The sequence below is a fragment of the Actinomadura terrae genome, assembly GCF_022751215.1.
Taxonomy (GTDB): Bacteria; Actinomycetota; Actinomycetes; order Streptosporangiales; family Streptosporangiaceae; genus Spirillospora; species Spirillospora terrae.
Genome location: NZ_JAICDG010000002.1, coordinates 1,176,292 through 1,197,645 on the forward strand (window position 1 = coordinate 1,176,292; position 21,354 = coordinate 1,197,645).

Below are 21,354 nucleotides of genomic sequence, written 5' to 3' on the forward strand. Positions count from 1 at the left end.
CGCTCCCGCTCCACGGACATCACCGCTCCCGCTCCAGGGACCGCAGCGCGTCCGGGTCGAGGGTGCCCCGGCGCTTGGCCACCTGCACGGCCAGCGCCAGCAGCAGGGCGGTGACGGTCGAGCCGACGACGATGTCGGTCAGCGTGAGCGCCTGGACGACCGGGTCCACGACCGGCGTCCGCGAGTCGGTCAGGTCGGAGAACACCGGCGCGGTGCCGCCCTTGCGGTAGCCGATGCTCGGCAGCAGCACGTAGGTCGAGGACTGCGCCACCGACAGGCACACGACCGCGTGGACGAGATGGTGGCTGGTCACCAGCCCGTAGACGCCGACGAGCATGATCCATCCGGCCGCCAGGTAGGGGATCAGGCTCACGTCCGCTCCGTCCGGCCGCCGTTGATGAGCAGCGCCTGCTCGAAGAACCGCGCCAGCACCAGCACCAGCGCGCACCCGACCTCGGCTCCGACGGCGGCGTTCAGCGCGGGGACGCTGTGCGTGCCGCGCGCGTCCGGCGCCAGCGTGCTCGCCGCCAGCGCCAGCAGCACGAACACGGCCGCCGCGGACGCCTCGCCGACCTCGAACGCGGGCATCGGCCGCAGCCTGCGCAGCGTCGGGTAGTCCCCGGCCAGGTAGAGCAGGTGGACGGCGGTGCCGAGCACCACGCCGCCCTGAAAGCCCCCGCCGGGCGAAAGGTTGCCGTGCGCGATGACGTACACGCCCACCACCAGCGTCACCGGCAGCAGCACCAATCCCGCCAGCCGCAGCGCGTCGGACACGTCCGCCGGTCCGTGCCGCAGTTCCCCGCCCGCCGCCTCGTACTCGTCCCGGACGGCCCGCAGCAGCACCACCGCGCCCAGCGCCGCCGCGAGCAGGATCAGCTCCTCGCCGACGGTGTCGAAGGCGCGCTGGTCGAAGTTGACCGAGGAGACGATGTTCTTGGTGTCCTGCGCCAGCCCGGCGGGCACCGCGCGGTCGGAGTAGGGGTGGAAGGCGCCGCCGAACTCCGGCAGCGCGCGAAACGCCTGGACCACCAGCGCCGCCGTCGCGCCCGTCCCGGCGGCGAACAGCGCCAGCCGGCCCCGGGGCCTCACCGCCGGTCCCGGTCGTGTCCCTGATCGTGCTGCCGGTCGTGTCCCTCGAAGCGGCGCGCCGCGTTCAGCGCCAGCACGACGATCAGCGGGAGGATCACGGTCCCCACCCCGAACTGCGACATCGCCACGTCCGGCGCCTGGAGGACGACGAAGAGCACGCCGAGCGCGAGGCCATACCCCGACAGCACGATCGCCTGCCGCGCCGGGTCCCTGACCAGCACCACCGCCGTGGCCATCACCGCCGCCAGCAGCACCGAAGCCGTCACCAGCGCGTCAGCCATGCCGTCCCGCCTTCTCCTCGATCGGCTTGTACGCGGCCCGCGCCGTCGCCACCACCGTCGCGGGACCGGACGCGAACACCAGCACGCCGATCAGAACCAGCTTGAGCACGTCGTGGTAGGAGCTCCAGATCCCGGGCGCCACCGCCAGCCCGGCGATCAGCGGCGGCACGCCGAGCGTCGTCCCGACGCCGACCAGGTGCAGCCGCGTGAACACCCCGCGCGGCAGCGGCACCGCCAGCGCCGCACCGCCCACGACCGCCACCCCGGCCCAGACCAGGACGTACGAGAGCGCGGTCACAGCGTCCTCCCGAGGAACCGCGCGTAGACCAGAATGCCCGCGACCGACAGGACGGCGAGCACGAGCGCCGCGTCCAGATAGGCGGAGCGGTGGTAGGCGGCCGCCAGCACGACCAGCAGCAGCGACGTCGCCGGACCGGCCGCCGCGAGCGCCGCCAGCCTGCTCACGGGTTCGCCGCGCAACGTCCCCGCCAGGCACGGCACCAGCCCCGCGACCAGCAGCACGAACCCGCCGCCGCGAACGTCGTGTTCACCCGGCCCGCCCCCTCGGCACCCGTCCCCTCGACACCGGCCGCTCCACGAAGCCCGTCCTGTGATGGACGATGAGGACGTCGCGCTCCGGATCGACCTGCGCCACGTACGCCGTCGGCCATACCGACCGTCCGAGCGTGACCAGGCCGCGCCACAGGTCCCCGCCCAGGACCGGACGCGCGGCCACCGCCACCGCCGCCGCCACGGCCGCCGTCACGCAGGCGATGATGATCTCGGACGGGATCACGGCCGAGACGATCGCGAGATAGCCGCCCGCCAGCGCGCACCACCACGCCGTCCCCGCGATCAGCCGTTCCATGTCACGTCCTGACTCCCGCATCCCCCGACGCCCTACCCGGTGGACGGATTTCAACCGCGCGCGCCACCGGGGCCGGGGGTCAGCGATCCACCGTCATGCCGGCGCGGAGCCGTTCGAGGGTGCCGCGCAGGAGCCGCGAGACGTGCATCTGGGACAGGCCGATCTCCTCGGCGATCTGCGCCTGGGTCTTGTTGCCGAAGAACCGCAGGAGCAGGATCGTCCGCTCGCGTTCGGGGAGGTCGTCGACCAGCGGCCGGAGCACGTGCGCGTCGATGACGGTCTCCAGCGCGGAGTCGTCGGCCCCGAGGCGCTCGCCGATCGTGCCGTCGTCCTGGTGCGCGTCGTTCGGCGCCTCCAGCGAGAGCGGGCGGTAGGCGTCGCAGGCGCCGATGGTCTCGATGGTCTCCTCCTCGGTGATGCCCATCCGGGAGGAGATCTCCGCGGTGGTGGGGGAGCGCCCGTGGTCCTGGGTGAACTCCTGGACGGTGCGCTGGAGCACCGGGCGCAGTTCCTGAAGCCGCCGGGACACGCGAACGCTCCAGGTCTTGTCGCGGAAATGGCGTTTCACCTCCCCGAGCATCATCGGATAGGCGTAGGCGACGAACCGGTCGCCGATCTCGGGGTCGAACCGGTTGATGGCCTTGATGAGCCCGACATAGGCGACCTGTTGCAGGTCGTCGAGCGGCTCACCGCGGTCGGCGTACCGCCGTGCCACGCCTCGGACGAGCGAGGCGTGCAGGTCGACGACGCGGCTACGGAGCCGTTCGCGGTGCGGATCGTCCTTCGCGAGCCGGTTCATCTCGGCCAGGAGGTTCTCGGTCTGCCCATCGTCGAACCGCTGCGCGGCCTGCGTCATTGTCATCTGGGGGGCCTTTCCGCTCGGGGCGAGCGAGTTTCCGCTCCAACTCTCGGCTACCCACGGAAAAGCGCTTCATACGACCCGCTCCGGCCGAGGGCCTCGAAGTTCGTCGCGTTCTGGACATGGGGACCGTGGTCCGTTTAAGCTAACCGGACCACAGTCCGAGTAAGGAGTGTTCGTATGCGCATGCGCCATCTCATGGTCGCGGCGGCGGTGGGCGGCCTGCTGCTCACCGCCTCCGAAGCGTCCGCCCAGCCGTCCGCCGAGACGCGCGCGACCGCCGACAAGCCGGTCTACGTCCCCCTCCACGGCGGACGGTGGCTGCCCTGCGACGGGCTCCCCGGCTGCACGTACAAGCCGCTGCGCGGCAACCCGGAGACCGGCCCGTCGGAGAGCGTCTACCGGCTGAAGGCGGGCACGAAGTTCGACCCCCACTGGCACACGAGCCCCGAGCACGTCCTCGGCATCTCGGGCAGGCTGGCCTGGAACGTCGAGGGCGGTGTGCGCGCCCGTATCGGGCAGGGTGACTATCTCTACTACCCCTCGAAGGCCGTTCACTGGGGCAAATGCCTGAAGGGCGCGGACTGCGTTTACAAGGTCTACGACGACCTCCCCTACGACTTCCACGCGGGCCGCTAAGGGGGCACCCTCGCGGCCCACCGGACATGAGTAGATTCTGTTCGGGACGTCGAAAGGAAGGGCCGCGATGGGCACCTTTGCCGTCGTCGGGGCCGGGCTCACCGGCGCCGCGACCGCCTGGCAGCTGGCCCGGCGGGGGCACGAGGTCACGGTGCTGGAGCGCTCCACCCCGGCCAACGCCGAGGGCGGCTCGCACGGCTCCGCGCGGATCTTCCGCTACGGCTACCCCGACCCCTTCTACGCCCGGCTGGTCGTCGACTCGCGGGCCGAATGGGACGAGCTGGAGCGCCACTCCGGCGAACGCCTCCTCACCCGGACGGGCTCGCTCGACTTCGGCGCCGCCCGCGCCCCCGCCGCCCTGGCCGCCGTGTTCGAGCGGGTCGGCGTCGAGCACGAGCTGCTGACCACCGCCGAGGCGGCCGAGCGCTGGCCGGGCTTCGCCTTCGACGGTGCCGCCGTGCTGTGGCACCGGGCGGCCGGGGTGATCGACGCGGAGGCGGCGGTGGCGGCCATGCTGCGGCTGGCGCGGGCCGGCGGCGCCCGGATCGCGACCGGCCGGCCGGTGACCTCGATCGTCCGGGCGGGCTCCGGTTACCGCCTGGTGAGCCCGGACGGCCGCGTCGAGGAGGCCGAGAAGGTCGTCGTCACCGCCGGCGGCTGGCTGCCCGACCTGCTCGGCGACCTCCCCTTGCCCGCGCCGTTCCTGTCCGCCTTTCCGGCACTCCAGGTAATGCAGGAGAACGTCTACCACTTCCCTTACCGCGACGCTCCGGAAGGGCCGTGGCCGACGTTCATCCACAAGAAGTCGGCCATTCTGGTCTACGGCCTGCCCGGCGGGCGCGACGCCGCCCTTCCGGACGGCCGGTCCGGTCTGAAAGTGGCCGAGTTCAACGGCGGACGGCCCCTCCGGAGCGCCGCCGCCCAGAACGGCGAGATCGACCCGGCCAACCGCGAGCGGCTCGTCGCCTACGTCAGGAGGGCCCTGCCCGGCCTCGTCCCCGCCCCCTACGCCGAGACGACCTGCCTTTTCACGAACACCCCCACGGAGGACTTCGTGATCGACGGCGTCGACGGAATCACCGTGGCCTCGCCGTGCTCGGGGCACGGCGCCAAGTTCGCGCCGCTCCTCGGACGTGTCATCGCCGATTCGGCATCGGGTGAACGCGCGGCTCCGGAACGCTTTCGCCTGGCCATATAGCGTTCGCGAGCGCGAGAGCGCAATGGGGCATGGGCAGCTCCGGCGGGCTGTGCCATGATGACACGATGGTTGACAACAGGGTCATTCCGCCGCTGGCGGGCGAAGAGCGCGCCGTTCTGACCGCTTTCCTCCAGTACCAGCGCGACACCCTGGGCAGGAAATGCGAGGGCCTGACCGCCGAACAGGTCAAGCAGAGGTCCGTGCCGCCGTCGAACCTGTCCCTGCTCGGGCTGGTCCGGCATATGGCCGAGGTCGAGCGGATCTGGTTCCGGATCAGACTGTCCGGCGAGGACGTTCCGCTCCGGTGGAAGCGGACGCCCGGTGATGACCTCGACTTCGATGTCGATGACGCCGACCCCGAGGAGGCGGCCGAGGCCTGGAACGAGGAGTGCGCTCGATCCCGTGAAATCGAGCGGAACGCCGAATCCCTGGACATCACCGGGCACGTCAGCGGCAAGGACGTCTCTCTCCGCTGGATCCTCACCCACATGATCGAGGAGTACGCGCGGCACAACGGCCACGCCGACCTGCTCCGCGAACGTATCGACGGCGTCACGGGGGAGTGAGCGGACCTGCGGTCAGGTGGCCTTGCCGCGGGCGATGTAGACGTTCATGCCGGTGAAGTCGAGGGTGACGTTGTACGGCTTGTAGAAGCAGTGCGAGAAGTGCGCCAGCACGTCGAACCCCTCCCCGGGGGGCGGGTCGTCCGCCACGGCCGCGAACGCGTCGCTTCGCGCGTCCGCGGAGGCGAAGCCGCCCGCGCCGCCGCCCTTGTCCGCGTAGCAGTAGACGTACTTCGCGGAGGCGTCGCCGAGGCGGATCTCCTTCGGATAGCAGGGGTAGCTGACGACCGGCTGGCCTCCGGCGTATGCCTCCAGTGGACGGTCGTAGTCGGTGTGAATACGTAGCCGCTGGGCCGTTTCGACGGCCATTCCGGCGGCCATTTCGCTGGTCCCGCCGACGTCCATGGCCACCACCCGCGCTCCGGAGTCGGCGATGCTCCCCCTGCTGTGCAGCAGGTGCTCGCGGGCCAGCCACAGCGGCAGGGGCTCGACCCCGGCGCGCCTGGCGTCGGCGCGCGCCTTCCCGGCCGACTCGGGGGTCCGGCGGCGCAGGATCAGCGACCGGCCCGCGTAGTCGACGGTGGTCAGGAAGTGGTACAGGATCCACGTGCCGATGATGCCCTCGGGGGACCCGGCGGCGTTGTCCTCCTCGCCCGTCCACTGGACGGGGACGTTGCGCAGTTCGATGTCCCCCAGCTTGAAGGACTCCAGCACCCCGAAGTAGTGCCAGATGACGCGGCCCGCGTACTCGATCTTCTGGCTGGTCACGGCCTCCAGCCCGGCCTCCCTGGCCACCTTCGCGGACAGGCCCAGCCACGGCACGCGGGTGTAGAACGTGAAGCGCTTCGGCGGCCCGCCGTTGATCGACACCGGCAGCAGCGGGAACGGGTCCAGCTCCGTCCAGGCCACCCGGCCGACGTCGCCGTGGACCTGGTACGCCTCACCGCGAAGCGCCCCGAACCATTTGGCGTAGACGTCCTCGCCGGCCGCCTGCCAGCGCGGTACGGCGAGGGAGAACTTGTCCTGCCGGATATAGCAGTCGCCCAGAAGCCGGTTGGTCTCCTTGTCGGCGGGCGCCAGTCCCAGCGCCATCGTGAGGTACTTCTCCGCGTCGGGGAACTTGTTGCCCAGTAGCCCGACATAGCCGCGCTGGCGCGCCGCGTGCAGGTTCTTGGGGTCCTTCTTCAGGATCTCCTCATAGGCGCGACCGGCCCGCTCGAACTCCCCGGCCTTGAACAACGCGTCGGCGTCACCGCCCTCGGCTCGCGCCGAGGCCGCCGCGCCCAGCAGCGGCGCGGCCGCGGCGGCACCGGCCACCACGGCGGCGCCCCGCAGCAGCGACCTGCGGCCCCATTCCCCGTCTTCGGCCATATCCCTCTCCCCTTTTCACAGGCACCTTCCAGAGCCGGGGCGGCATGCACCCGGCGCTGAACGCATGCCTTCACCCAAGGGGAGAGGCTGTCGCGGCGGCGTATGCGCTTTTCGATACACCGGCGATACGTCCGACACCCGTGACGCATCCGCCCATGCGAGCCGCTAATGGACGCCGTTCAACGCCGGTGCTGCGACGCGCCGGGAATCCGGACCGTCACGACGAGACCGCCGGCGGGACGCGGCGTGATGTCGAGCGTCCCGTCGTGGGCGCGGACGATGCTGTGCACGATGGCCAGCCCGAGCCCGACGCCCGCGTGCTCGTTGGTGCGGATGCGCCGCGTTCCGCGCTGGAAGGGTTCGGTAAGCGTCGGTACCAGATCCGCTGGGACCAGCGGGCCGGTGTTCTCGACCCGCAGCACGCTCGCGCCGTGCTGCGATTCGGTGTGGACGGTCACGGTGCCGTCGGCGGGGAGATTGTGGACGATGGCGTTCTGGACGAGATTGGTGGCCACCCGCAGGATGAGTTCCTCCGACCCGACGATCTGCGCCCTCTCACCGGTGACGTCGAGGGTGATCTGACGCTGTTCGGCGAAGGGCAGCAGCGTTTCGGCGGCTTCTTCGGCGACGAGCGAGAGGTCGACGGTCTCGCGGGTGAAGCTCCTGCGGTCACTGCGGCTGAGCAGCAGCAGGGCCTCGGTGAGGTCGATCGCCCGGGTGTTGACGGTGTGGAGCCGTTCGAGGAGTTCGCCGTGGTCCCGGGTGGGATCGCCGCGCGCCACGTCCAGCAGCGTCTGCGAGATCGCCAACGGGGTGCGCAGTTCGTGCGAGGCGTTCGCGGCGAACCGCCGCTGCTCGTCCACATGGGATTCGAGTTGCTGGAGCATCGTGTCGAAAACGTCGGCGAGTTCGCGGAACTCGTCGTTGGGGCCCCGCATGCGGATGCGGTGGGCCAGCGACCCGTCCGCGGCCAGCCGCGCCGCGTCCGTGATCTGGGTGAGCGGCGCGAGCATCCGGCCGGCGAGGACCCATCCGCCGAGAAGGCCGAACAGCAGGAGAAAGGCCATCGCCTGGATGGCGCGGGGCACGAAGGCGCGCTGGAGGTCGGAACGGTTGGGAATCCACGGCGGCCCCGGCCCCCACCGTCCCTGCCCCGGCCCGGGCGTGATGTTGCCCTCGGGGACGTAGCGCAGCAGGAACACCCAGACCACGGCCAGCAGAAGGGCACCGGCGAGCATGAGGAAGCCGGCATAGCTGAGCGTGAGCTTCAGCCGGACGCTGAACCCAGGACGCCTGTTCACGCGCGCCACCGGCACGACCGGTGCCGAGACGATCGCAGACCGTCACCATTGGCCACGGCCAGGCAAAGCTCCTCCAGGATCAGCACGCACATACTCCGAAGACTAGGCAGCACGACCTATCGCCGGCATATGCAAACCCGGCGGCGTCATGAGTTCCAACCAGCTGAAACGCCGCCGCGCGCCCTTCGAATTCCTCGCCGGACGCCCACCTGGCTACTGACCGTGACCGGCATGGCCCTAGCCCTGGCCAGCACGTCCACCCTCGCGTTCCTCGCGCGGCGCACGACGGAGCGACCGACCTGCACCACTCCATCGAGCGAACCCACCCGCCCCAGAGACGCGGCCGGACGGGTCAGGGGGCTGAGCCGGACTAGGGCGTGGGGCCGCCCGCGTCGTCCGCACGGTGGATGAGGGAGCGCAGCAGCCGCTCGTCGTCGGCGTCGAGGTCGGAGACGAAGCGGGCCAGGACGCTCGGCCGGTCGGTGCCGCTCTCCTCCAGTTCCCTGAGCATGCGCCGGGCGATCAGCGCGGCCGGGTCGGCCACCACGGGGGTGTAGGCGTAGGTGCGTCCGGCACGCGCGCGTCGCAGCAGGCCCTTGGCGGTCAACCGGGACAGGATGGTGGTGATGGTCGTCCGGGCCAGGCCGCCGCCCACGGCGGTCTGGACTTCGCGCACGGTCATCGGCCCCGCGGCGGCCCAGAGAACGTCGAGCACCGCGGCTTCGAGTTCGCCTGCGGGACGGCGGGCATCGGGCATCACGAACCGAGTGTGTCACACGGGCGTCTACAGTCATGTAGTCGTCTACAGTGATGTAGACGGACACTCTGTGTGACGATCGGACGTCCCTGATGAGCGTTGCCCTGTCCCTGCTCGGTCCCCACGCGTTCGACGCGGGGCTGTACGGCGAGGTGATCCGGCTGGCCGGCCGGTCCCCGCGCGTCCTGGACGACGCGATCGCCCTCTACGGCGCGGCCGGGCTGGCGCTGTTCGCGGTGATCATGGTCGCGGGATGGTGGCTGGCCCGCGCCGCCGACGGCGCGACGATGGCGCGGGCGCTCGCGGCCCCGGCGGTGGTGGCCCTGGTCTACGGGACGAACACCCTGTTCAAGGGGGTCGTCCGGGAGAGCCGTCCGTGCCGGGCCATCCCCGGCAGCATCACGTTGGAGAAGTGCCCGTCGGCGGGCGACTGGTCGTTCCCGAGCAACCACGCCGCCATCGCCTTCGCGGCGGCCGCCGCGCTCTGGGCGGTCAACCGGTGGCTCGGCCTGCTGGGGAGCGTCGCGGCCGTGCTGATGGCGGCCGCCCGGGTGTGGGTGGGCGCCCACTACCCGCACGACGTCGCGGTCGGCGCGCTCGTCGGCCTCGTCCTCGCGGCGCCGCTCACGGTGGCCGCCGGGCGGACGGCCCCGCTCGTGGAACGCGCCCGCACCGGTCGCCTCCGCTTCCTGCTCTCCGCCCCCACCGCGTGAACAACCGCCCGAGGTCAGGGCACGTACTGGAGCCGGCGCAGCCGCGTGAGGTGCTCGACGAAGCTCGCATGGGAGTCGACGCAGTCGGCGAACCCCGCCTGGCGGATCTTGATCGTGCTCTGGACCATGTCGAACCCGGCGTTCCACACCCCGTCCGCGAATCCCCAGGAGACGATCTCGTCGTACGGGACGGGCCGCAGCCGGTGGCGTTCGACGAGCGCGTCCCAGGCGGCCCGCTTGTCGGTCATCTGATCGGTCAGGCTCATCGGCTGGGGCGGAGCGGTGGGCATGTCGAAGGCGGCCGCGATGTCCGGCCACAGGTGCTGCCAGCGGAACAGGTCGCCGTTGGTGACGTTGAAGACCTCGCCCTCGGCCCGCTCGCTGGTCAGCGCCCACTCGGCGGCCGACGCGAGCAGATCGGCGTCGGTGATCTGGTGCAGCGCCGTCCACGCCTGCGCCGAGCCGGGGAACCGCAGCGGTACCCCCGCTTCCTTGGACAGCGCCGCGAACACGGCGATGCAGTTCAGCAGGTTCATCGGCGAGCCGGTGTTGAACCCGATGACGGCGTCGGGACGCAGCACCGTCCAGCCGAAGCCGTCGGCACGCGCCCGCTCGGCGAGCAGGTCCTCCTGGTCGTTGTAGAAGACCGGGCCGAGGAACCGGGGATCGGACTCCTTCGCCGGGGTCTTGTAGGGACCGAGGTGCTCGCCGTAGGACTTCCCGCCGCCGATCAGCACGACGCGCTGGAGCGGCGCGCCCGCCGCCCGCAGGGCGTCCAGCGTGTTGGCGAGCATGGCCACGTTCGGGCCGACCGTCTCCGCCATGGTCGGACGTTCGACGTAGGCGGCGTAGACCACGTGCGTGATCCGCGTGAGGTCGCCGAACGCTGCTCGGGCGGCCTCGGCGGCGAGCAGATCGACGCTGACATGACGCCCCCCGGACTCCTCGGCGCGACGCCGGGACGCCGTCGTCAACCGCCATTCGGCGCTGCCCCTCAGCCGTTCGGCAATGGCCGACCCCACAACCCCGTGCGGGCCGACGAGCAGAAGCGCGGGGGCGCCGGACCGATCGGAAATGGTCATGCCCTGTCTTCCTTTCAGGAGTGATTCAGGACGCACCGTCCTGCGCTCCCACTCTGGAAGAGGCTGCGCGCCCGCCGCCACACCCGGCCGATCCGACCACCACGCTCCCTACCACCGACAGGGACAGGCACACACTTCCGTCGCGTTGGCACAATGAAACGCATGAGCGATTCGGACGCGCCGACCGCCGGTGCCCTAGGTGATTTCCTTCGCGGCCGCCGGGCCCGGCTCAGCCCCGAGGACGCGGGAATCGTGTCCTACGGCATCCGCCGCGTCCCCGGGCTGCGCCGCGAGGAACTCGCCCAACTCGCCGGTATCAGCCCCACCTACTACACCCGTCTTGAGCAGGGGCAGAGCACGAACGCGTCCGAAACGGTCATCGACGCGATCGCCCGCGCGCTCGACCTCGACGACGCCGAGCGCACCCACCTGCACGACCTGGCACGGCCGGCACGTAGCAGGCGGCGGCGCCCCGCGCGGCCGGACGCCGCCCGCCCGAGCACGATGCGCCTGATCAACGCGATGGCCGACGTCCCCGCGGTCGTGCTGGGCCGCCGTACCGAGGTCCTGGCCTGGAACCGCCTCGCGCACGCGCTGCTGGCCGGACACCACGACTTCACCGCCCCGGGACGCCCGGCCGACCGTCCCAACCTGACCCGAATGCTGTTTCTGGACCCCCACACCCGCGAGCTGTACGCCCGCTGGGACGAGGAGGCCGCCCGCGACGTCGCGTCCCTCCGCCTGTTCGCCGGCCGCTACCGCGACGACCGCGAACTGGCCGACCTGGTCGGCGAACTGACTCTCAAAAGCAACACGTTCGCCACCCTGTGGGCCAAGCACCCCGTCTACAAATGCCAGTCCGGACGCAAGTACTTCCGGCACCCGGAGGTCGGCGAATTCGAGCTGGAATTCGAGGTGCTGCACCTGCCCGACGACTCCGGGCACCGGATCCTGACCTACACCGCGATCCCCGGCACCCCGTCCGAACTGACGCTACGACTCCTGGCCGCCCACACCGCCGACCCGGGAATTCACCGAGGCTCCGCCGCCGCCCTCGGAAGCGCCATCATCACGAGGGCCGCCACGACATAAAGCGCCCCGGAAATGACGAGAACGGTGCTGAGGGCGTCAGCGTAGTCGTCCAGTCGCGGCGCGCCGGTCGCCGATTCGCCCACGCCGCTGAAGAAGATCGTGCCGAGGGCGGCGATGCCGATCGCGCCGCCGATCTGGTTGACGGTGGAGAGCACCCCGCCCGCGGCTCCGGCGTCGCGTCCGGGAACACCGGCGAGGACGACGTTGACGAGGATGGGCGCGGCGAGGCCCAGCCCGAGCCCGCCGATGAGGAGGGCGAGGGCGAGCGGCCAGTAGCCGGGGTCGTCGCCGTCCCTGACGACCGTCCACAGGACGAACTGGGACGCCGCGATCGTGACCGAGCCGCTGATCAGCAGGGCCCGGCCGGCCTTGGCGGCGAGCGCGACCCCGAGCCCCGAGGTGGTGATCGAGCCGAGCGCGTAGGGCAGGATCACGAGGCCGGTCTCCCACGCGGTCCGGTGCGTGCCGTTCTGGAGGTAGACCGACAAGGTCAGGAAGAACGAGCCGAGGCCGCCGAAGAAGAGCACGGACGCGCCCAGGCCGCCCGCGAACGCGCGGATGCGCAGCAGCGCCGGATCGAACACGGGCGCGCTCCCACGTCCGGTGAGGCGACGCTCGTGAACGAGGAAGATCGCCAGCAGAACGATCCCGCCGCCGAGAAGCGCGTAGCTGGCCCAGCCCCACCCCCACGCCTGGGTCTGGATGATCGGCAGCAGCAGAAGCAGGATGCCCGAGGCCGCGAGCAGCGCGCCCGCCACGTCCAGCCGCGCGGACGAGCCGGACCGCGACTCCGGCAGCGCCCGCGCGCCCATGACGAGCGCCGCGATCGAGACGGGCACGTTGATCCAGAAGATCGTGCGCCACCCCAGCCCGAACAGGTCGCCGTCGACGAGCAGCCCGCCCAGCAGCGGACCCGCGACCGCCGCGAGCCCCTGGACCGCCCCGTACGCGCCGAACGCCTTGGCGCGCTCCCCCGGGGCGAAGGACGCCCGGATGATCCCGAACACCTGCGGGACCATGACCCCTGCCATCAGCCCCTGCGCGGCGCGCATGCCGATGAGCATTTCCGGGCCGGGGGCCAACGCGCAGAGCGCGGAGGTGAGCATGAAGCCGGCCAGTCCGATCATGAACATGCGCTTGCGGCCGTACTGGTCGCCGAGCCGTCCGCAGGTGATCAGGCCCGCGCCCAGGGCGAGGACGTAGGCGGCGATCGTCCACTGGAGCTGGGCGTCGTCGGCCCGCAGGTCCCGCGCCATCGCCGGGGCGGCGACGGTGACGATCGTCGCGTCGAGCAGATCCATGAACGAACCGAAGAGCACCACGACGAGCGCCATGGACCCGACGGGCGCACGTGCGCCCTCCTGGGAAATCGATGAAGCGGTCATGCCGGACACCATGGCCGATATAGTTGCCACCGAATGACCGCTTTGGGGGACGTCATGGCCGTGACCTCCGCCCGGGCGCTCAAGCTGCTGTCGATCTTCGGCACCGGCGCGACCCTGACCGCCGGAGAGCTCGCGTCCAGGCTCGAAACATCGGTGCGGACGGTGCGCCGCGACATCGACACGCTCAGGGAGCTCGGCTACGAGATCGAGGCGGTGCGCGGAGCGGGCGGCGGCTACCGCCTCGGCCGCGCCACCCGGTTGCCCCCGGTCGTCTTCGACGAGGACCAGGCGGTCGCGGCGGCGGTCGCGCTCCAGACCGTCCCCACGATCCTGTCCGGCATCCACGAGAACGCGGCCCGCGCCCTCGCCACCCTGCGGCAGGCGATGCCCGCCCGCAGCCGCGCCCACGCCGAGGCGTTCACCGTCTCCGCGGCCCGCAACTACTGGGAGTTCCCCGCCGAGCCCATCAACGGCGAGATCATCCGCGTCCTGGGCAGCGCGATCAACCGGCGCCACCTGATCCATCTGGCCGAACCGCCCCTCACCCTGGAACCGCACGCCCTAGTCGTCTGGGCCGCCCGCTGGTACCTCGTCGCATTCGAACCGTCCGCCGACCGCTGGCGCGCGATGCGCGTCGACCGCCTCGAACCGCGCATGCCGACCGGACGAACCTTCGAACGCCGCGAAATCCCGCACGGCGATCCGGTCGCCTTCGTCATGAGCACCCACGACCGCGGCGACACCCCGGCCGAATGGCCCTGCCGCGGCTCGGCCCTCATCGCCCTCCCCGCCCCTGTGGTCGCCCAGTTCGCCCCCGGCGGCTCGACGGTCGAGTACGAAACCGACTCCAGCTGCCGCCTAACGCTCGGCGCCTGGTCCTGGGCGGGCCTGGCCGGCCTCCTCCTGACCTTCGACGCCGACCTCACCGCCATAGAACCACCAGAACTAAGACAAGCACTACGCGCCCTGCACACCCGAATAAACAAATCCCTAAAACCCGCCTGAGCCCTGTGCGTCCGGCGGAGCGTGCCTTCAGAACACCATCGCGAGCAGGTCGGCGAACAGCTCCTGTTCGTCGATCTCCAGCCCGCGGTTCGTGAACCACGTGGCCATGTTGTGGCAATCGCGCATCAGGAAGTCCATGCCCTTCGGGTTGCCGACGACGTTGACGACCTGGGGCAGGTCGATCATCACGATCCGCTCGGTCTGCGCGAGGACGTTGTACGGCGAGAGGTCGCCGTGCGCCAGCCCGGCAGCGGCCAGTTCGCGCATGCCATTGCGGAGTTGCTCGAAATACACACCGAGCAGTTCCTTCGACGGCCGGACCTGGGCGAGCCGGGGCGCGGCACCGCCCTCGCCGTCGTCGATGAACTCCATCAGCAACTCGGTGCCGTCCACCTGCACGGGATAGGGCACCGGAACGCCCGCCTTCCACAACCGGTTGAGGGCGTCCCATTCGGCGTACGCCCACTGCCCGGCCGCGACACTGCGGCCGTGCGCGGTCTTCTTCGCCATCGCCCGGCTGTCGCGGCTGTTGCGGGTACGGCGCCCTTCGACGTACGACGTACTGCGGTGGAAGGACCGGTGCTCTTCGGTGCGGTACCGTTTCGCGGCCAGCAACGAAGATCTCGCCGGATTGTCGCCGATCGCTTCCACGGCCCGTTCGAGCAGGAAGACGTCGGCTTCCTTACCGGTTTTGAGGACGCCGAGTTCGGTGTCGATCGCGGCCTGGTCCGTCACGACCCACGAGGGGCGCGGTTCCGGGCCGCGAGCGCCGCGCTCGACGTCCAACCAGGTGGACCACCGCTGATCCGGGCCCAGCCTCTCCTCGATCGAATGGAAATCGATGGCGAAGTCGGACTCGCGGGAGCCAGGACCGGAGTGAGCATCAGAAAAGTCGTACTCGGAAGACAACGGTTTTGCTCCTGAACAAAGAGAGGTGACTGTTGCGGACACGCCGCAGCGCAGTGATGGCCATCCGTCACCCCTCCTTAGTCCAGGCGGCATTCGCCGCTGCTCGGTCGACCCATCATCCCCGTACGTCTGGCACCTCGCAACGTATTTACCGGAGCCGCGACGGCGGTCCCGCACTCGCGGGTGCGGGACCGCCGGACGGAATCTCGCCTACCAGGTGTGGGCCACGTCGATGATGAGCCGCGCGCCGCCCCCGTCACGCGGGAGCGTGAGAACCCGGAACGGCAGCCGCGCCCGCACCCCCACACCGATCGTGGTCTGGCCCTCGAACGACCCCGCCCCCGCCACCTGTCGGAACGTGGAGTACCCGCTGACATTCGCGAGCTCGGGCGAGACGGCCGGGAACCCGCTCGCGGCGGCGGCCTGGACGATGACGCGCAACTTGGCGCCCCCGCGCAGCGGGACGGGCTTCCCCGACCCGTCCTGCACCACCTCGTCGACATACCCGGCGAGGTAACCGAACCCCGACCCGGCCACCTCGATCACCAACCGGTCGTAACAGTCCTGCCGTCCGGTGCGGACCCGCTCCAGCGGCCCCTCCGCGTGGTCATGCAGCGTCCCCTTGTCCTGTGACCCCCAGGCGGTGGCACAGGCGGCCGACGCGGGCGCACCCAGCGTCCCGACCAGAACCACCGACAGCACGAGAGACAACAGCGCCCCAATCAATGCGCGCATCCCGAACCCCCATCACGTAATCCGACATCGATTGCTAGGGAAGACGCCCCATGCCCACCGCGAGTTGGCACACCGCCGTGTCCGGATGCGGCAGCGCCCGAGTACGCGCAGGTGTCAAGCCGCTACCGAACAACCGCGCAAACCCGCCTCAATGGAATAACGCCGCGAACAAAGAACACCAATTCACCGACCGGGAGTCGGGTCGCCGCCGGAGCGGGAGCCGGGTCTGCGGCTCCCGCGACGGTCGTTGATGGGTCAGGCCCAGGGGGCGAGGGGGTACCAGTAGTCCTCGAAGATGGACGGGAGGCGGACGTCCCAGTACAGAAGGAGGAAGACGCCGGCCGCGATGAAGCTGACGGTGGTGATGGCGGCGGCTCGGCGGGGTGAGGCGGCCAACCACCGGCCGACGCGGCCGCCGGTCAGCAGGGCGATCGCGATGAGGAGGGCCGCCATGATGACGATGTTGCCGAGTGATTGCAGGGTGAAGGCGGCCGCGCCGTACAGCGGGTTGTGGCTGTCGGCCGCGTCCTGGAAGAGCTGCCGGAACAGGGGGAAGGGCCGTCCGATCAGGAAACCTCCGATGAGGACGCCCATGACGACCAGCCGCGCACCGGGGCGGCGTGCCTCCAGCGGCGCCAGCGGGTCCTTGATCACGCCGGCCGAGGCGAGACCGAGCACGATCATGATCAGCCCGATCACGCCATAGACGATCATCGCCTGGACCAGCCGCGGCGGGATGCCGTCACCGGTGGTCGTCTTGAACTGGGGCATGCCGGTGCCGACGACTCCGACGAGGGCGCCGTACAGCGCCGAGACCGGGATCATTCCGGCTGCGAGCAGGCCGAGCGGCCGGACCGTTCCGCGGACCCGGTCTCCTTTCGTCGCCCCCGCCCGGGTCATGGTCGGGGTGAGAGCGCTGAACGCGGCGATGTTGCAGGCGGTGAAGGTGCCCGCCACCCCGGAGACCAGGGCGAACAGGACTCCGGTGGCCATCCCGGTGATGGGCGTCGCCTTCGCGTCGTGGCCGAGCAGGGTGTTGGCGATGTTGTCGCCGACGGTCTGGTCCACGAACTCCGCCGACCAGATCACCGTCAGCGCGAACCCGATCAACGCGCCGACCGCGATGAGCAGGAGCCGCCGCTGCGGCGCCGCCGGCGGTGTCACGGGCGGGTTGTTCACGAGCTGGGTCATGACATGACTCCTGACCTCGAACGATCTCTGCCGCCGTCAGGCTGACGCCCCCGCCCACCCTGACCTTCCTCCCAGAATGCGATCTTCCCCGCCACCAGGGGAAGCGCACTTCAGGAGATGCGGCCAAGGGCGGCCACCACAGGAATGAGATCGACCTCTGGTCAAGCAACGCCTCCCGCGTCCCCCGCACCTGACCCACACCTGAGTCTTGGGCACCGAGACCGTCTCGAAGGAAGGACCCAAACCGGGGCTACGTGACCTCGCATTCGATCCAGTTCAGCCAGGATGCGTACATCTTTCCGGTCATCAGGTCCACAGCGGTCAGCATGTGCCGGACCCCGCCGTAGCGATGGAAGGTCGCGCGCCGCCGTGGGTCACACCGCGCACGTATTCCGGCGAGCAGTCCAGCAGATGCGCGATGTCGGTCACAGGCTGTCCCCGCGCCGACATCAGCCCCACGATCGCCCGCCGCAGCTTCACCGGCTCCTTGGCCGTCCGCAGCCAGGGCCGTATCCCACTAAAGATCAATTACCCGAAGAACGTTTCTGGACGAGGCGCTGGTTTGTGAGATCACCTTTTCACCTTCGCCCAAGGAACGTCCCGTAATCGGCCCTATGCTCGATCGACCGTGATGCCGGGGGCTATCGGGTACGCCTTCACAATGAAGGCGGCAGTCCAAGGAGCTTCGGCACTGCCTGGGAGCGAAGGTGAACTCGACAGGACGGCGGGCCTGCCTTGCCGGAGGTATCGGTGGTACGTAGTGCGGTGGGGCGCTGGTGTCTCAGGCGCTCTGGGTCCCCGGCGCGCCGTATCGGGCGAGCATGGTCAGCACCGCTTGGTCGACCGCGTTGGTGATGGCGGAATCGTCGGGCTCCCAGCGTGCGAGCAGCATCCGCGGCCAGAACACGTAGTTGGAGATCATCCCGAGGAATTGGGTCGCCGCCATCTCGGCATCGTCGAGCCGGGCTGTACCAGCGTCGTTTTCCGCTGCCAGGTAGCGGCGGACCGATTCGAAGTAGGGCATCTTGCCGAGCCTGAACTGAGTCTCGCCGAGCTCGGGGAAGCGCGGTACCTCGGCGATGACGATGCGGAAGAGGGCGGCCATGCCGGGTTGGGTGAGAAGGGCCGCGTATCGGCGTCCGATGGTCTCAAGCCCTGCGCGGAGGTTCCCCGGCTCGGGGAGGGGCGCCCCCTCGTCGTCGACCTTCCAGTAGTCGGTGACGATCGCCTCGAACAGGGCCGCCTTGGTGGTGAACTGCTTGAACAGAGTCGCCCTCGACACTCCGGCCGCCTCGGCGATGCGGGCCAGCGAGGTCCCGTCGTATCCGGAGTCCAGGAACAGCTTCGTCGCTGCCTCGATGATGGACGTCCGCTTCTGCGCTGCCACGCGCCGGTGGTACTCCGAAGGCTGTGCCGTCATGCCCTCCAGTATGCCTCGCTACGAGGCGAGTCACTTGACTCACTTCTAGCCCTACTCCTACCTTGAGAGAAGAGGTGAGTCACTCGGCTCACCTTAAGCCAAGCCTGGAAGGATGCCTCATGGAACGCTTTGAGGGCCAGACCGTCATCGTCACGGGCGGCAGCGGAGGCATGGGCAGCAGTCATGTGCGGGGCTACCACGCCGAGGGCGCGAACGTCGTCATTGCCGGCCGCGACGACGACGCGGGCCGCGATCTCGCTGCTCAGCTCGGTCATCGGGCTCTGCCCGTTCACCTGGATGTCGCCAGCGAGGACGACTGGGCGACGGTGGTGCGAGAAGTCGAAGGCCACTTCGGGGCGATCACCATCCTGGTGAACAACGCGGGAGTCCAGAACCCGGCGGTCCCCATCGAGCACACCGAACTCCGCACCTGGGAGCGCACCTTCAGCGTCAACGTCACCGGCCAGTTCCTCGGCATCAGGGCCGTGGCTCCGTCGATGCGCCGGGGCGGTGGCGGAACCATCGTCAATATCGCCTCGACCACGGCCCACGTCGGCACGGCCCTCTACGCCCCCTACACCGCCAGCAAGTGGGCCGTGCGCGGGCTGACCAAGACGGCCGCGCTGGAACTGGGGCGGGACAACATCCGGGTCAACTCCATCCACCCCGGTGTCGTCTCCACACCGCTGATCAACGAACCCGCCGTCGCAGGCCAGCCGGCCATCGCCGACTTCTATTCGCCCGACCCCTTCGCCATCCCCCGCCTCGCCGAACCCTCTGAAATCACCCGCCTGTTGCTCTTCATCACCTCCCAGGACGCATCTTTCGCCACGGGCTCGGAATTCGTCCTGGACGGGGGCCTGCTGCTCGGCCCCGCACTCCAACCCGAAGCCGACATCGCAACTTGAGCCGGCATCAGTACGGAGGGAGCGGTCGCGGGCGCCCACCTTGTTCAAGGCGAGTCCGGTGATGGGTGGTGGCAGCTGACACTCGGGGCCGTCGCCCTAGGAGGTCGTGCAGGCACCGGAGCAGGAACTGCCGCAGGTGTCGCCCATGCTGCACATCAGCACTGTCTCGGCCGCCGGAGTGCCCTCGATGAAGGTGATGTCGAGCTCGAACGGCGCGAACTCTAAGCCGGCGGTGTCGAAATCGCTCCGCTGCTGGCCGGTCTTCTGCTGGACGCTCGGCGAACTCATGACCTGTGCTCCGTCCACTCGGGAACCCGGACACGGTGATCCCGCGCCATTGTCTGGCGCGCCGATCAACGTTTCGGCTCCAGTGAACGACGGCCGACCCGCAGCCGACTACCGTCTGGGGTGTCGCAGAGCGTTTAACCGGTGTAACCGAGTGGGGTCGCGATGCCCAGGGCACCAGAGCAGCGCTCTCCCAACCACCGTCTCCGCGAGGTGATCATCGAGTGTGGCCTGAGCTACGACGCTGTGGCCCGCACCATCGTCCGAGTCGCCGCCGAGAACGGCGAGATGGTGCGGACGAACAGTCCGCGGTGGCGCACTGGGTCGCAGGTACCCAGCCCGGCGAACGAACGGTCGCCTACCTGGCCAAAGCACTGTCGAGACGGGCCGGGCGACCGCTGACCCCCTCCCGTCTCGGTTCACCGTCGCTGCCGCCCGATTCTGGCAGACGCCCAGCCGATGGAGACCGCGTCCTTACTCAGTCGCGCTGACCTCGACCACCCCAGCTTTTTATTGCCCGTTCCCAATCTGGTGATCTTCGGCGGTTCCGCGGAATCTTAGCTGGATTAGTGGCTGCGGAGATACGACGTCGCAGAGTGGGGTCTGCGGTAAAGGGTGGACCGGTTTCCCGCGGGCCTGTCAGCATCCCTCACGATGGCGCGGGGGCCACGTAGCGCCATGTGGTGGTGAGGTCCTCCCAGGTCCGCTGGAGCGGAGGGGTCTGCGTGGGATGGGTGTAGACCATCGCCTCGACGGCCTGTTCCAGGGTCAGTCCGTCGGCTTGGTCGGCTCGTTCGATGCATCCTCGGATCAGTGCGAGGAGGGCGGTTCCTGCCAGGGTTCGTCCTTTGGCGCGGTCGATGATGCCGGTGTCGGGGGCGGCCAGGGCGTGCAGGGCGACTCCTTCCATGACCGCCGTGATCAGGTCGACGAAGGTCTCGATCGTGATCCCGGGGCGTAACCGGCCTCCCCGGGCCGACAACAGCTCGGCGCAGATCTCCTTCCACGGCTCCAGAATCTCCTGATAGGTCTCGGCCATCGCCTTCTGGATCACCTCATCGCCCTCGGCCGCAGCGGTGGCGATCAGTTCAAGGCGGAACCGGGGACGGTCGACCAGGGTCAGGACGTTCCAGAACCCCATCCGGTGGATGGCCTCGACAAAGTGCGGTCCGTCGAGGATCTGGCCGAGGATGTCGGCTGCCTCCGTGGCGTCGCAATGGTTGGGGTGGTAGGCCCACAGGCCGAATCGCAACAGGTCGGCGATGTAGTCCGAGTGGTGGCTCCAGGTGGACCGCAATGTCGACACGCTCCCCCGCTGCGGGAAGGGAGTCGGATTGTTGCCGACCTCGGCGGCCACGGAGCGCTGGGACAGGAAGCTGAGCAGGGGCCGCTCGATCGAGTTCTCATCCTCGGGGTCCACCGGCGTCCGGACGGCTTGCGGCCCGAGATGGGTTTCGATCAGCCGCATCCCGGCCGCCAGGTAGGCCGCAGTGACCGGATCATTGGCCAGCCTGCCCCTACTGGCCGGCGTACGCCGGTTCAACCGCCGCAGCACCCCCGACAGATCCTGGTCGTAGGGGTAGGGGAGTTGATGCTTCAAACCCTGGCCTCTGTTCATGCCTTCAGCCTCATCGGCCCTGGCTGGCTTGTACAGGTGCGCACCCGCGCGCTAGTACGCACCCGCGCTCTCCTGAACGCGTCCT

The 21,354-nt window shown here is 69.8% G+C and carries 27 protein-coding genes and 1 pseudogene; 9 read left to right on the top strand and 19 right to left on the bottom strand.

All coding sequences use genetic code 11. From position 1 onward, the window contains the following. Window positions 1–19 precede the first annotated feature (19 nt). The 7 genes from K2F47_RS15215 to K2F47_RS15245 form a co-directional block, all read right to left on the bottom strand. The gene (locus K2F47_RS15215; RefSeq protein WP_242903585.1) at window positions 20–373 is read right to left on the bottom strand and encodes a sodium:proton antiporter; all 354 of its coding nucleotides are present in this window, start codon (window positions 371–373) and stop codon (window positions 20–22) included. Next, entirely contained in the window at window positions 370–1,089 is a 720-nt protein-coding gene (locus tag K2F47_RS15220) for an MnhB domain-containing protein (RefSeq protein ID WP_242903587.1), read from the bottom strand. The genes K2F47_RS15215 and K2F47_RS15220 overlap by 4 nt, the downstream gene beginning before the upstream one ends. Beyond that, a complete protein-coding gene (locus tag K2F47_RS15225; protein ID WP_242903588.1) occupies window positions 1,086–1,370 on the bottom strand; it encodes a Na(+)/H(+) antiporter subunit B in 285 nt (94 codons plus the stop codon). Before K2F47_RS15225 ends, K2F47_RS15220 begins: the two co-directional genes overlap by 4 nt. After that, window positions 1,363–1,668, bottom strand: coding sequence for a monovalent cation/H(+) antiporter subunit G (locus K2F47_RS15230; RefSeq protein ID WP_242903590.1), 306 nt, complete (start codon window positions 1,666–1,668; stop codon window positions 1,363–1,365). Before K2F47_RS15230 ends, K2F47_RS15225 begins: the two co-directional genes overlap by 8 nt. Next, entirely contained in the window at window positions 1,665–1,892 is a 228-nt protein-coding gene (locus K2F47_RS15235) for a monovalent cation/H+ antiporter complex subunit F (RefSeq protein WP_242903591.1), read from the bottom strand. The genes K2F47_RS15230 and K2F47_RS15235 overlap by 4 nt, the downstream gene beginning before the upstream one ends. Window positions 1,893–1,917: 25 nt before the next feature. Then, window positions 1,918–2,238 (bottom strand): hypothetical protein, encoded by a 321-nt coding sequence (locus K2F47_RS15240; protein ID WP_242903593.1) that lies wholly within the window; start codon window positions 2,236–2,238, stop codon window positions 1,918–1,920. 79 nt (window positions 2,239–2,317) lie between these two features. Next, window positions 2,318–3,100, bottom strand: a complete 783-nt coding sequence (locus K2F47_RS15245; RefSeq protein ID WP_242903595.1) for a SigB/SigF/SigG family RNA polymerase sigma factor — start codon at window positions 3,098–3,100, stop codon at window positions 2,318–2,320. A 177-nt stretch (window positions 3,101–3,277) separates the two neighbouring features. Between K2F47_RS15245 and K2F47_RS15250 the strand changes: the two genes are divergently transcribed. The 3 genes from K2F47_RS15250 to K2F47_RS15260 all read left to right on the top strand — a co-directional run bounded on the left by K2F47_RS15250 (window position 3,278) and on the right by K2F47_RS15260 (window position 5,500). Next, window positions 3,278–3,736, top strand: a complete 459-nt coding sequence (locus K2F47_RS15250; protein WP_242903596.1) for a cupin domain-containing protein — start codon at window positions 3,278–3,280, stop codon at window positions 3,734–3,736. A gap of 67 nt (window positions 3,737–3,803) precedes the next feature. Further along, window positions 3,804–4,934, top strand: a complete 1,131-nt coding sequence (locus K2F47_RS15255) for an FAD-dependent oxidoreductase (RefSeq protein WP_242903598.1) — start codon at window positions 3,804–3,806, stop codon at window positions 4,932–4,934. 65 nt (window positions 4,935–4,999) lie between these two features. Beyond that, window positions 5,000–5,500: a DinB family protein gene (locus K2F47_RS15260; protein ID WP_242903600.1), complete on the top strand. Its 501-nt coding sequence runs from the start codon at window positions 5,000–5,002 to the stop codon at window positions 5,498–5,500. 12 nt (window positions 5,501–5,512) lie between these two features. Here the strand turns inward: K2F47_RS15260 and K2F47_RS15265 are convergent, their stop codons facing one another. The 3 genes from K2F47_RS15265 to K2F47_RS15275 all read right to left on the bottom strand — a co-directional run bounded on the left by K2F47_RS15265 (window position 5,513) and on the right by K2F47_RS15275 (window position 8,926). After that, window positions 5,513–6,868, bottom strand: a complete 1,356-nt coding sequence (locus K2F47_RS15265; protein WP_242903602.1) for a tetratricopeptide repeat protein — start codon at window positions 6,866–6,868, stop codon at window positions 5,513–5,515. A gap of 179 nt (window positions 6,869–7,047) precedes the next feature. After that, entirely contained in the window at window positions 7,048–8,169 is a 1,122-nt protein-coding gene (locus K2F47_RS15270) for a sensor histidine kinase (RefSeq protein WP_242903604.1), read from the bottom strand. Between the two features lie 370 nt (window positions 8,170–8,539). Then, window positions 8,540–8,926 (bottom strand): BlaI/MecI/CopY family transcriptional regulator, encoded by a 387-nt coding sequence (locus K2F47_RS15275; RefSeq protein ID WP_242905976.1) that lies wholly within the window; start codon window positions 8,924–8,926, stop codon window positions 8,540–8,542. 92 nt (window positions 8,927–9,018) lie between these two features. On the opposite strand from K2F47_RS15275, the gene K2F47_RS15280 reads away from it, so the two are divergent. Beyond that, on the top strand, window positions 9,019–9,639 hold the full coding sequence (locus K2F47_RS15280; protein ID WP_242903606.1) for a phosphatase PAP2 family protein: 621 nt from the start codon (window positions 9,019–9,021) through the stop codon (window positions 9,637–9,639). 14 nt (window positions 9,640–9,653) lie between these two features. Here K2F47_RS15280 and K2F47_RS15285 read toward each other — a convergent pair whose 3' ends face one another. Then, window positions 9,654–10,721, bottom strand: a complete 1,068-nt coding sequence (locus K2F47_RS15285) for an SDR family oxidoreductase (RefSeq protein ID WP_242903607.1) — start codon at window positions 10,719–10,721, stop codon at window positions 9,654–9,656. A gap of 162 nt (window positions 10,722–10,883) precedes the next feature. On the opposite strand from K2F47_RS15285, the gene K2F47_RS15290 reads away from it, so the two are divergent. Next, the gene (locus tag K2F47_RS15290; RefSeq protein WP_242903609.1) at window positions 10,884–11,813 is read left to right on the top strand and encodes a helix-turn-helix transcriptional regulator; all 930 of its coding nucleotides are present in this window, start codon (window positions 10,884–10,886) and stop codon (window positions 11,811–11,813) included. Here K2F47_RS15290 and K2F47_RS15295 read toward each other — a convergent pair. After that, window positions 11,753–13,198 carry an MFS transporter gene (locus K2F47_RS15295; RefSeq protein ID WP_242903611.1) on the bottom strand — a complete coding sequence of 482 codons (1,446 nt, stop codon included), beginning with the start codon at window positions 13,196–13,198 and terminating at the stop codon, window positions 11,753–11,755. The two genes, K2F47_RS15290 and K2F47_RS15295, sit on opposite strands and share 61 nt — an antisense overlap. A gap of 33 nt (window positions 13,199–13,231) precedes the next feature. On the opposite strand from K2F47_RS15295, the gene K2F47_RS15300 reads away from it, so the two are divergent. Further along, complete coding sequence (locus tag K2F47_RS15300; protein WP_242903613.1) at window positions 13,232–14,203, top strand: helix-turn-helix transcriptional regulator; 972 nt, start codon at window positions 13,232–13,234, stop codon at window positions 14,201–14,203. Between the two features lie 27 nt (window positions 14,204–14,230). Here the strand turns inward: K2F47_RS15300 and K2F47_RS15305 are convergent, their stop codons facing one another. The 5 genes from K2F47_RS15305 to K2F47_RS15325 all read right to left on the bottom strand — a co-directional run bounded on the left by K2F47_RS15305 (window position 14,231) and on the right by K2F47_RS15325 (window position 18,458). Continuing rightward, entirely contained in the window at window positions 14,231–15,112 is an 882-nt protein-coding gene (locus K2F47_RS15305; protein ID WP_242903615.1) for a serine protein kinase RIO, read from the bottom strand. 210 nt (window positions 15,113–15,322) lie between these two features. Next, a complete protein-coding gene (locus K2F47_RS15310) occupies window positions 15,323–15,847 on the bottom strand; it encodes an AMIN-like domain-containing (lipo)protein (protein WP_242903617.1) in 525 nt (174 codons plus the stop codon). 255 nt (window positions 15,848–16,102) lie between these two features. After that, a complete protein-coding gene (locus tag K2F47_RS15315; RefSeq protein WP_242903619.1) occupies window positions 16,103–17,038 on the bottom strand; it encodes a hypothetical protein in 936 nt (311 codons plus the stop codon). 321 nt (window positions 17,039–17,359) lie between these two features. Then, entirely contained in the window at window positions 17,360–17,518 is a 159-nt protein-coding gene (locus K2F47_RS15320; protein WP_242903621.1) for a hypothetical protein, read from the bottom strand. A 301-nt stretch (window positions 17,519–17,819) separates the two neighbouring features. Next, complete coding sequence (locus tag K2F47_RS15325; RefSeq protein ID WP_242903623.1) at window positions 17,820–18,458, bottom strand: TetR/AcrR family transcriptional regulator; 639 nt, start codon at window positions 18,456–18,458, stop codon at window positions 17,820–17,822. A 119-nt stretch (window positions 18,459–18,577) separates the two neighbouring features. On the opposite strand from K2F47_RS15325, the gene K2F47_RS15330 reads away from it, so the two are divergent. After that, on the top strand, window positions 18,578–19,366 hold the full coding sequence (locus K2F47_RS15330; RefSeq protein ID WP_242903625.1) for an SDR family oxidoreductase: 789 nt from the start codon (window positions 18,578–18,580) through the stop codon (window positions 19,364–19,366). Window positions 19,367–19,462: 96 nt separating this feature from the next. On the opposite strand, the gene K2F47_RS15335 is transcribed toward K2F47_RS15330, so the two are convergent. After that, a complete protein-coding gene (locus tag K2F47_RS15335; protein ID WP_242903627.1) occupies window positions 19,463–19,654 on the bottom strand; it encodes an FxLD family lanthipeptide in 192 nt (63 codons plus the stop codon). A gap of 162 nt (window positions 19,655–19,816) precedes the next feature. Here K2F47_RS15335 and K2F47_RS41925 point away from each other — a divergent pair. Then, window positions 19,817–19,933, top strand: a pseudogene (locus K2F47_RS41925) (hypothetical protein); the annotation flags it as partial. Window positions 19,934–19,962: 29 nt separating this feature from the next. Further along, on the top strand, window positions 19,963–20,142 hold the full coding sequence (locus tag K2F47_RS41930; RefSeq protein WP_504912730.1) for a hypothetical protein: 180 nt from the start codon (window positions 19,963–19,965) through the stop codon (window positions 20,140–20,142). Window positions 20,143–20,300: 158 nt separating this feature from the next. Here the strand turns inward: K2F47_RS41930 and K2F47_RS15340 are convergent, their stop codons facing one another. Then, window positions 20,301–21,269: a TetR family transcriptional regulator C-terminal domain-containing protein gene (locus tag K2F47_RS15340; protein WP_242903629.1), complete on the bottom strand. Its 969-nt coding sequence runs from the start codon at window positions 21,267–21,269 to the stop codon at window positions 20,301–20,303. Between the last annotated feature and the right edge of the window lie 85 nt (window positions 21,270–21,354).

Excerpts from the sequence above, each read along its gene's own strand:
- K2F47_RS15280 (WP_242903606.1), top strand. The coding sequence starts at position 9,019 with ATGAGCGTTGCCCTGTCCCTGCTCGGTCCCCACGCGTTCGACGCGGGG.
- K2F47_RS15225 (WP_242903588.1), bottom strand. The coding sequence starts at position 1,370 with ATGGCTGACGCGCTGGTGACGGCTTCGGTGCTGCTGGCGGCGGTGATG.
- K2F47_RS15330 (WP_242903625.1), top strand. The coding sequence starts at position 18,578 with ATGGAACGCTTTGAGGGCCAGACCGTCATCGTCACGGGCGGCAGCGGA.
- K2F47_RS15250 (WP_242903596.1), top strand. The coding sequence starts at position 3,278 with ATGCGCATGCGCCATCTCATGGTCGCGGCGGCGGTGGGCGGCCTGCTG.
- K2F47_RS15315 (WP_242903619.1), bottom strand. The coding sequence starts at position 17,038 with ATGACCCAGCTCGTGAACAACCCGCCCGTGACACCGCCGGCGGCGCCG.
- K2F47_RS15340 (WP_242903629.1), bottom strand. The coding sequence starts at position 21,269 with ATGAACAGAGGCCAGGGTTTGAAGCATCAACTCCCCTACCCCTACGAC.
- K2F47_RS15255 (WP_242903598.1), top strand. The coding sequence starts at position 3,804 with ATGGGCACCTTTGCCGTCGTCGGGGCCGGGCTCACCGGCGCCGCGACC.
- K2F47_RS15295 (WP_242903611.1), bottom strand. The coding sequence starts at position 13,198 with ATGACCGCTTCATCGATTTCCCAGGAGGGCGCACGTGCGCCCGTCGGG.
- K2F47_RS15335 (WP_242903627.1), bottom strand. The coding sequence starts at position 19,654 with ATGAGTTCGCCGAGCGTCCAGCAGAAGACCGGCCAGCAGCGGAGCGAT.
- K2F47_RS15245 (WP_242903595.1), bottom strand. The coding sequence starts at position 3,100 with ATGACAATGACGCAGGCCGCGCAGCGGTTCGACGATGGGCAGACCGAG.
- K2F47_RS15310 (WP_242903617.1), bottom strand. The coding sequence starts at position 15,847 with ATGCGCGCATTGATTGGGGCGCTGTTGTCTCTCGTGCTGTCGGTGGTT.
- K2F47_RS15240 (WP_242903593.1), bottom strand. The coding sequence starts at position 2,238 with ATGGAACGGCTGATCGCGGGGACGGCGTGGTGGTGCGCGCTGGCGGGC.
- K2F47_RS15265 (WP_242903602.1), bottom strand. The coding sequence starts at position 6,868 with ATGGCCGAAGACGGGGAATGGGGCCGCAGGTCGCTGCTGCGGGGCGCC.
- K2F47_RS15290 (WP_242903609.1), top strand. The coding sequence starts at position 10,884 with ATGAGCGATTCGGACGCGCCGACCGCCGGTGCCCTAGGTGATTTCCTT.
- K2F47_RS15260 (WP_242903600.1), top strand. The coding sequence starts at position 5,000 with ATGGTTGACAACAGGGTCATTCCGCCGCTGGCGGGCGAAGAGCGCGCC.
- K2F47_RS15300 (WP_242903613.1), top strand. The coding sequence starts at position 13,232 with ATGACCGCTTTGGGGGACGTCATGGCCGTGACCTCCGCCCGGGCGCTC.
- K2F47_RS15325 (WP_242903623.1), bottom strand. The coding sequence starts at position 18,458 with ATGACGGCACAGCCTTCGGAGTACCACCGGCGCGTGGCAGCGCAGAAG.
- K2F47_RS15285 (WP_242903607.1), bottom strand. The coding sequence starts at position 10,721 with ATGACCATTTCCGATCGGTCCGGCGCCCCCGCGCTTCTGCTCGTCGGC.
- K2F47_RS15275 (WP_242905976.1), bottom strand. The coding sequence starts at position 8,926 with ATGCCCGATGCCCGCCGTCCCGCAGGCGAACTCGAAGCCGCGGTGCTC.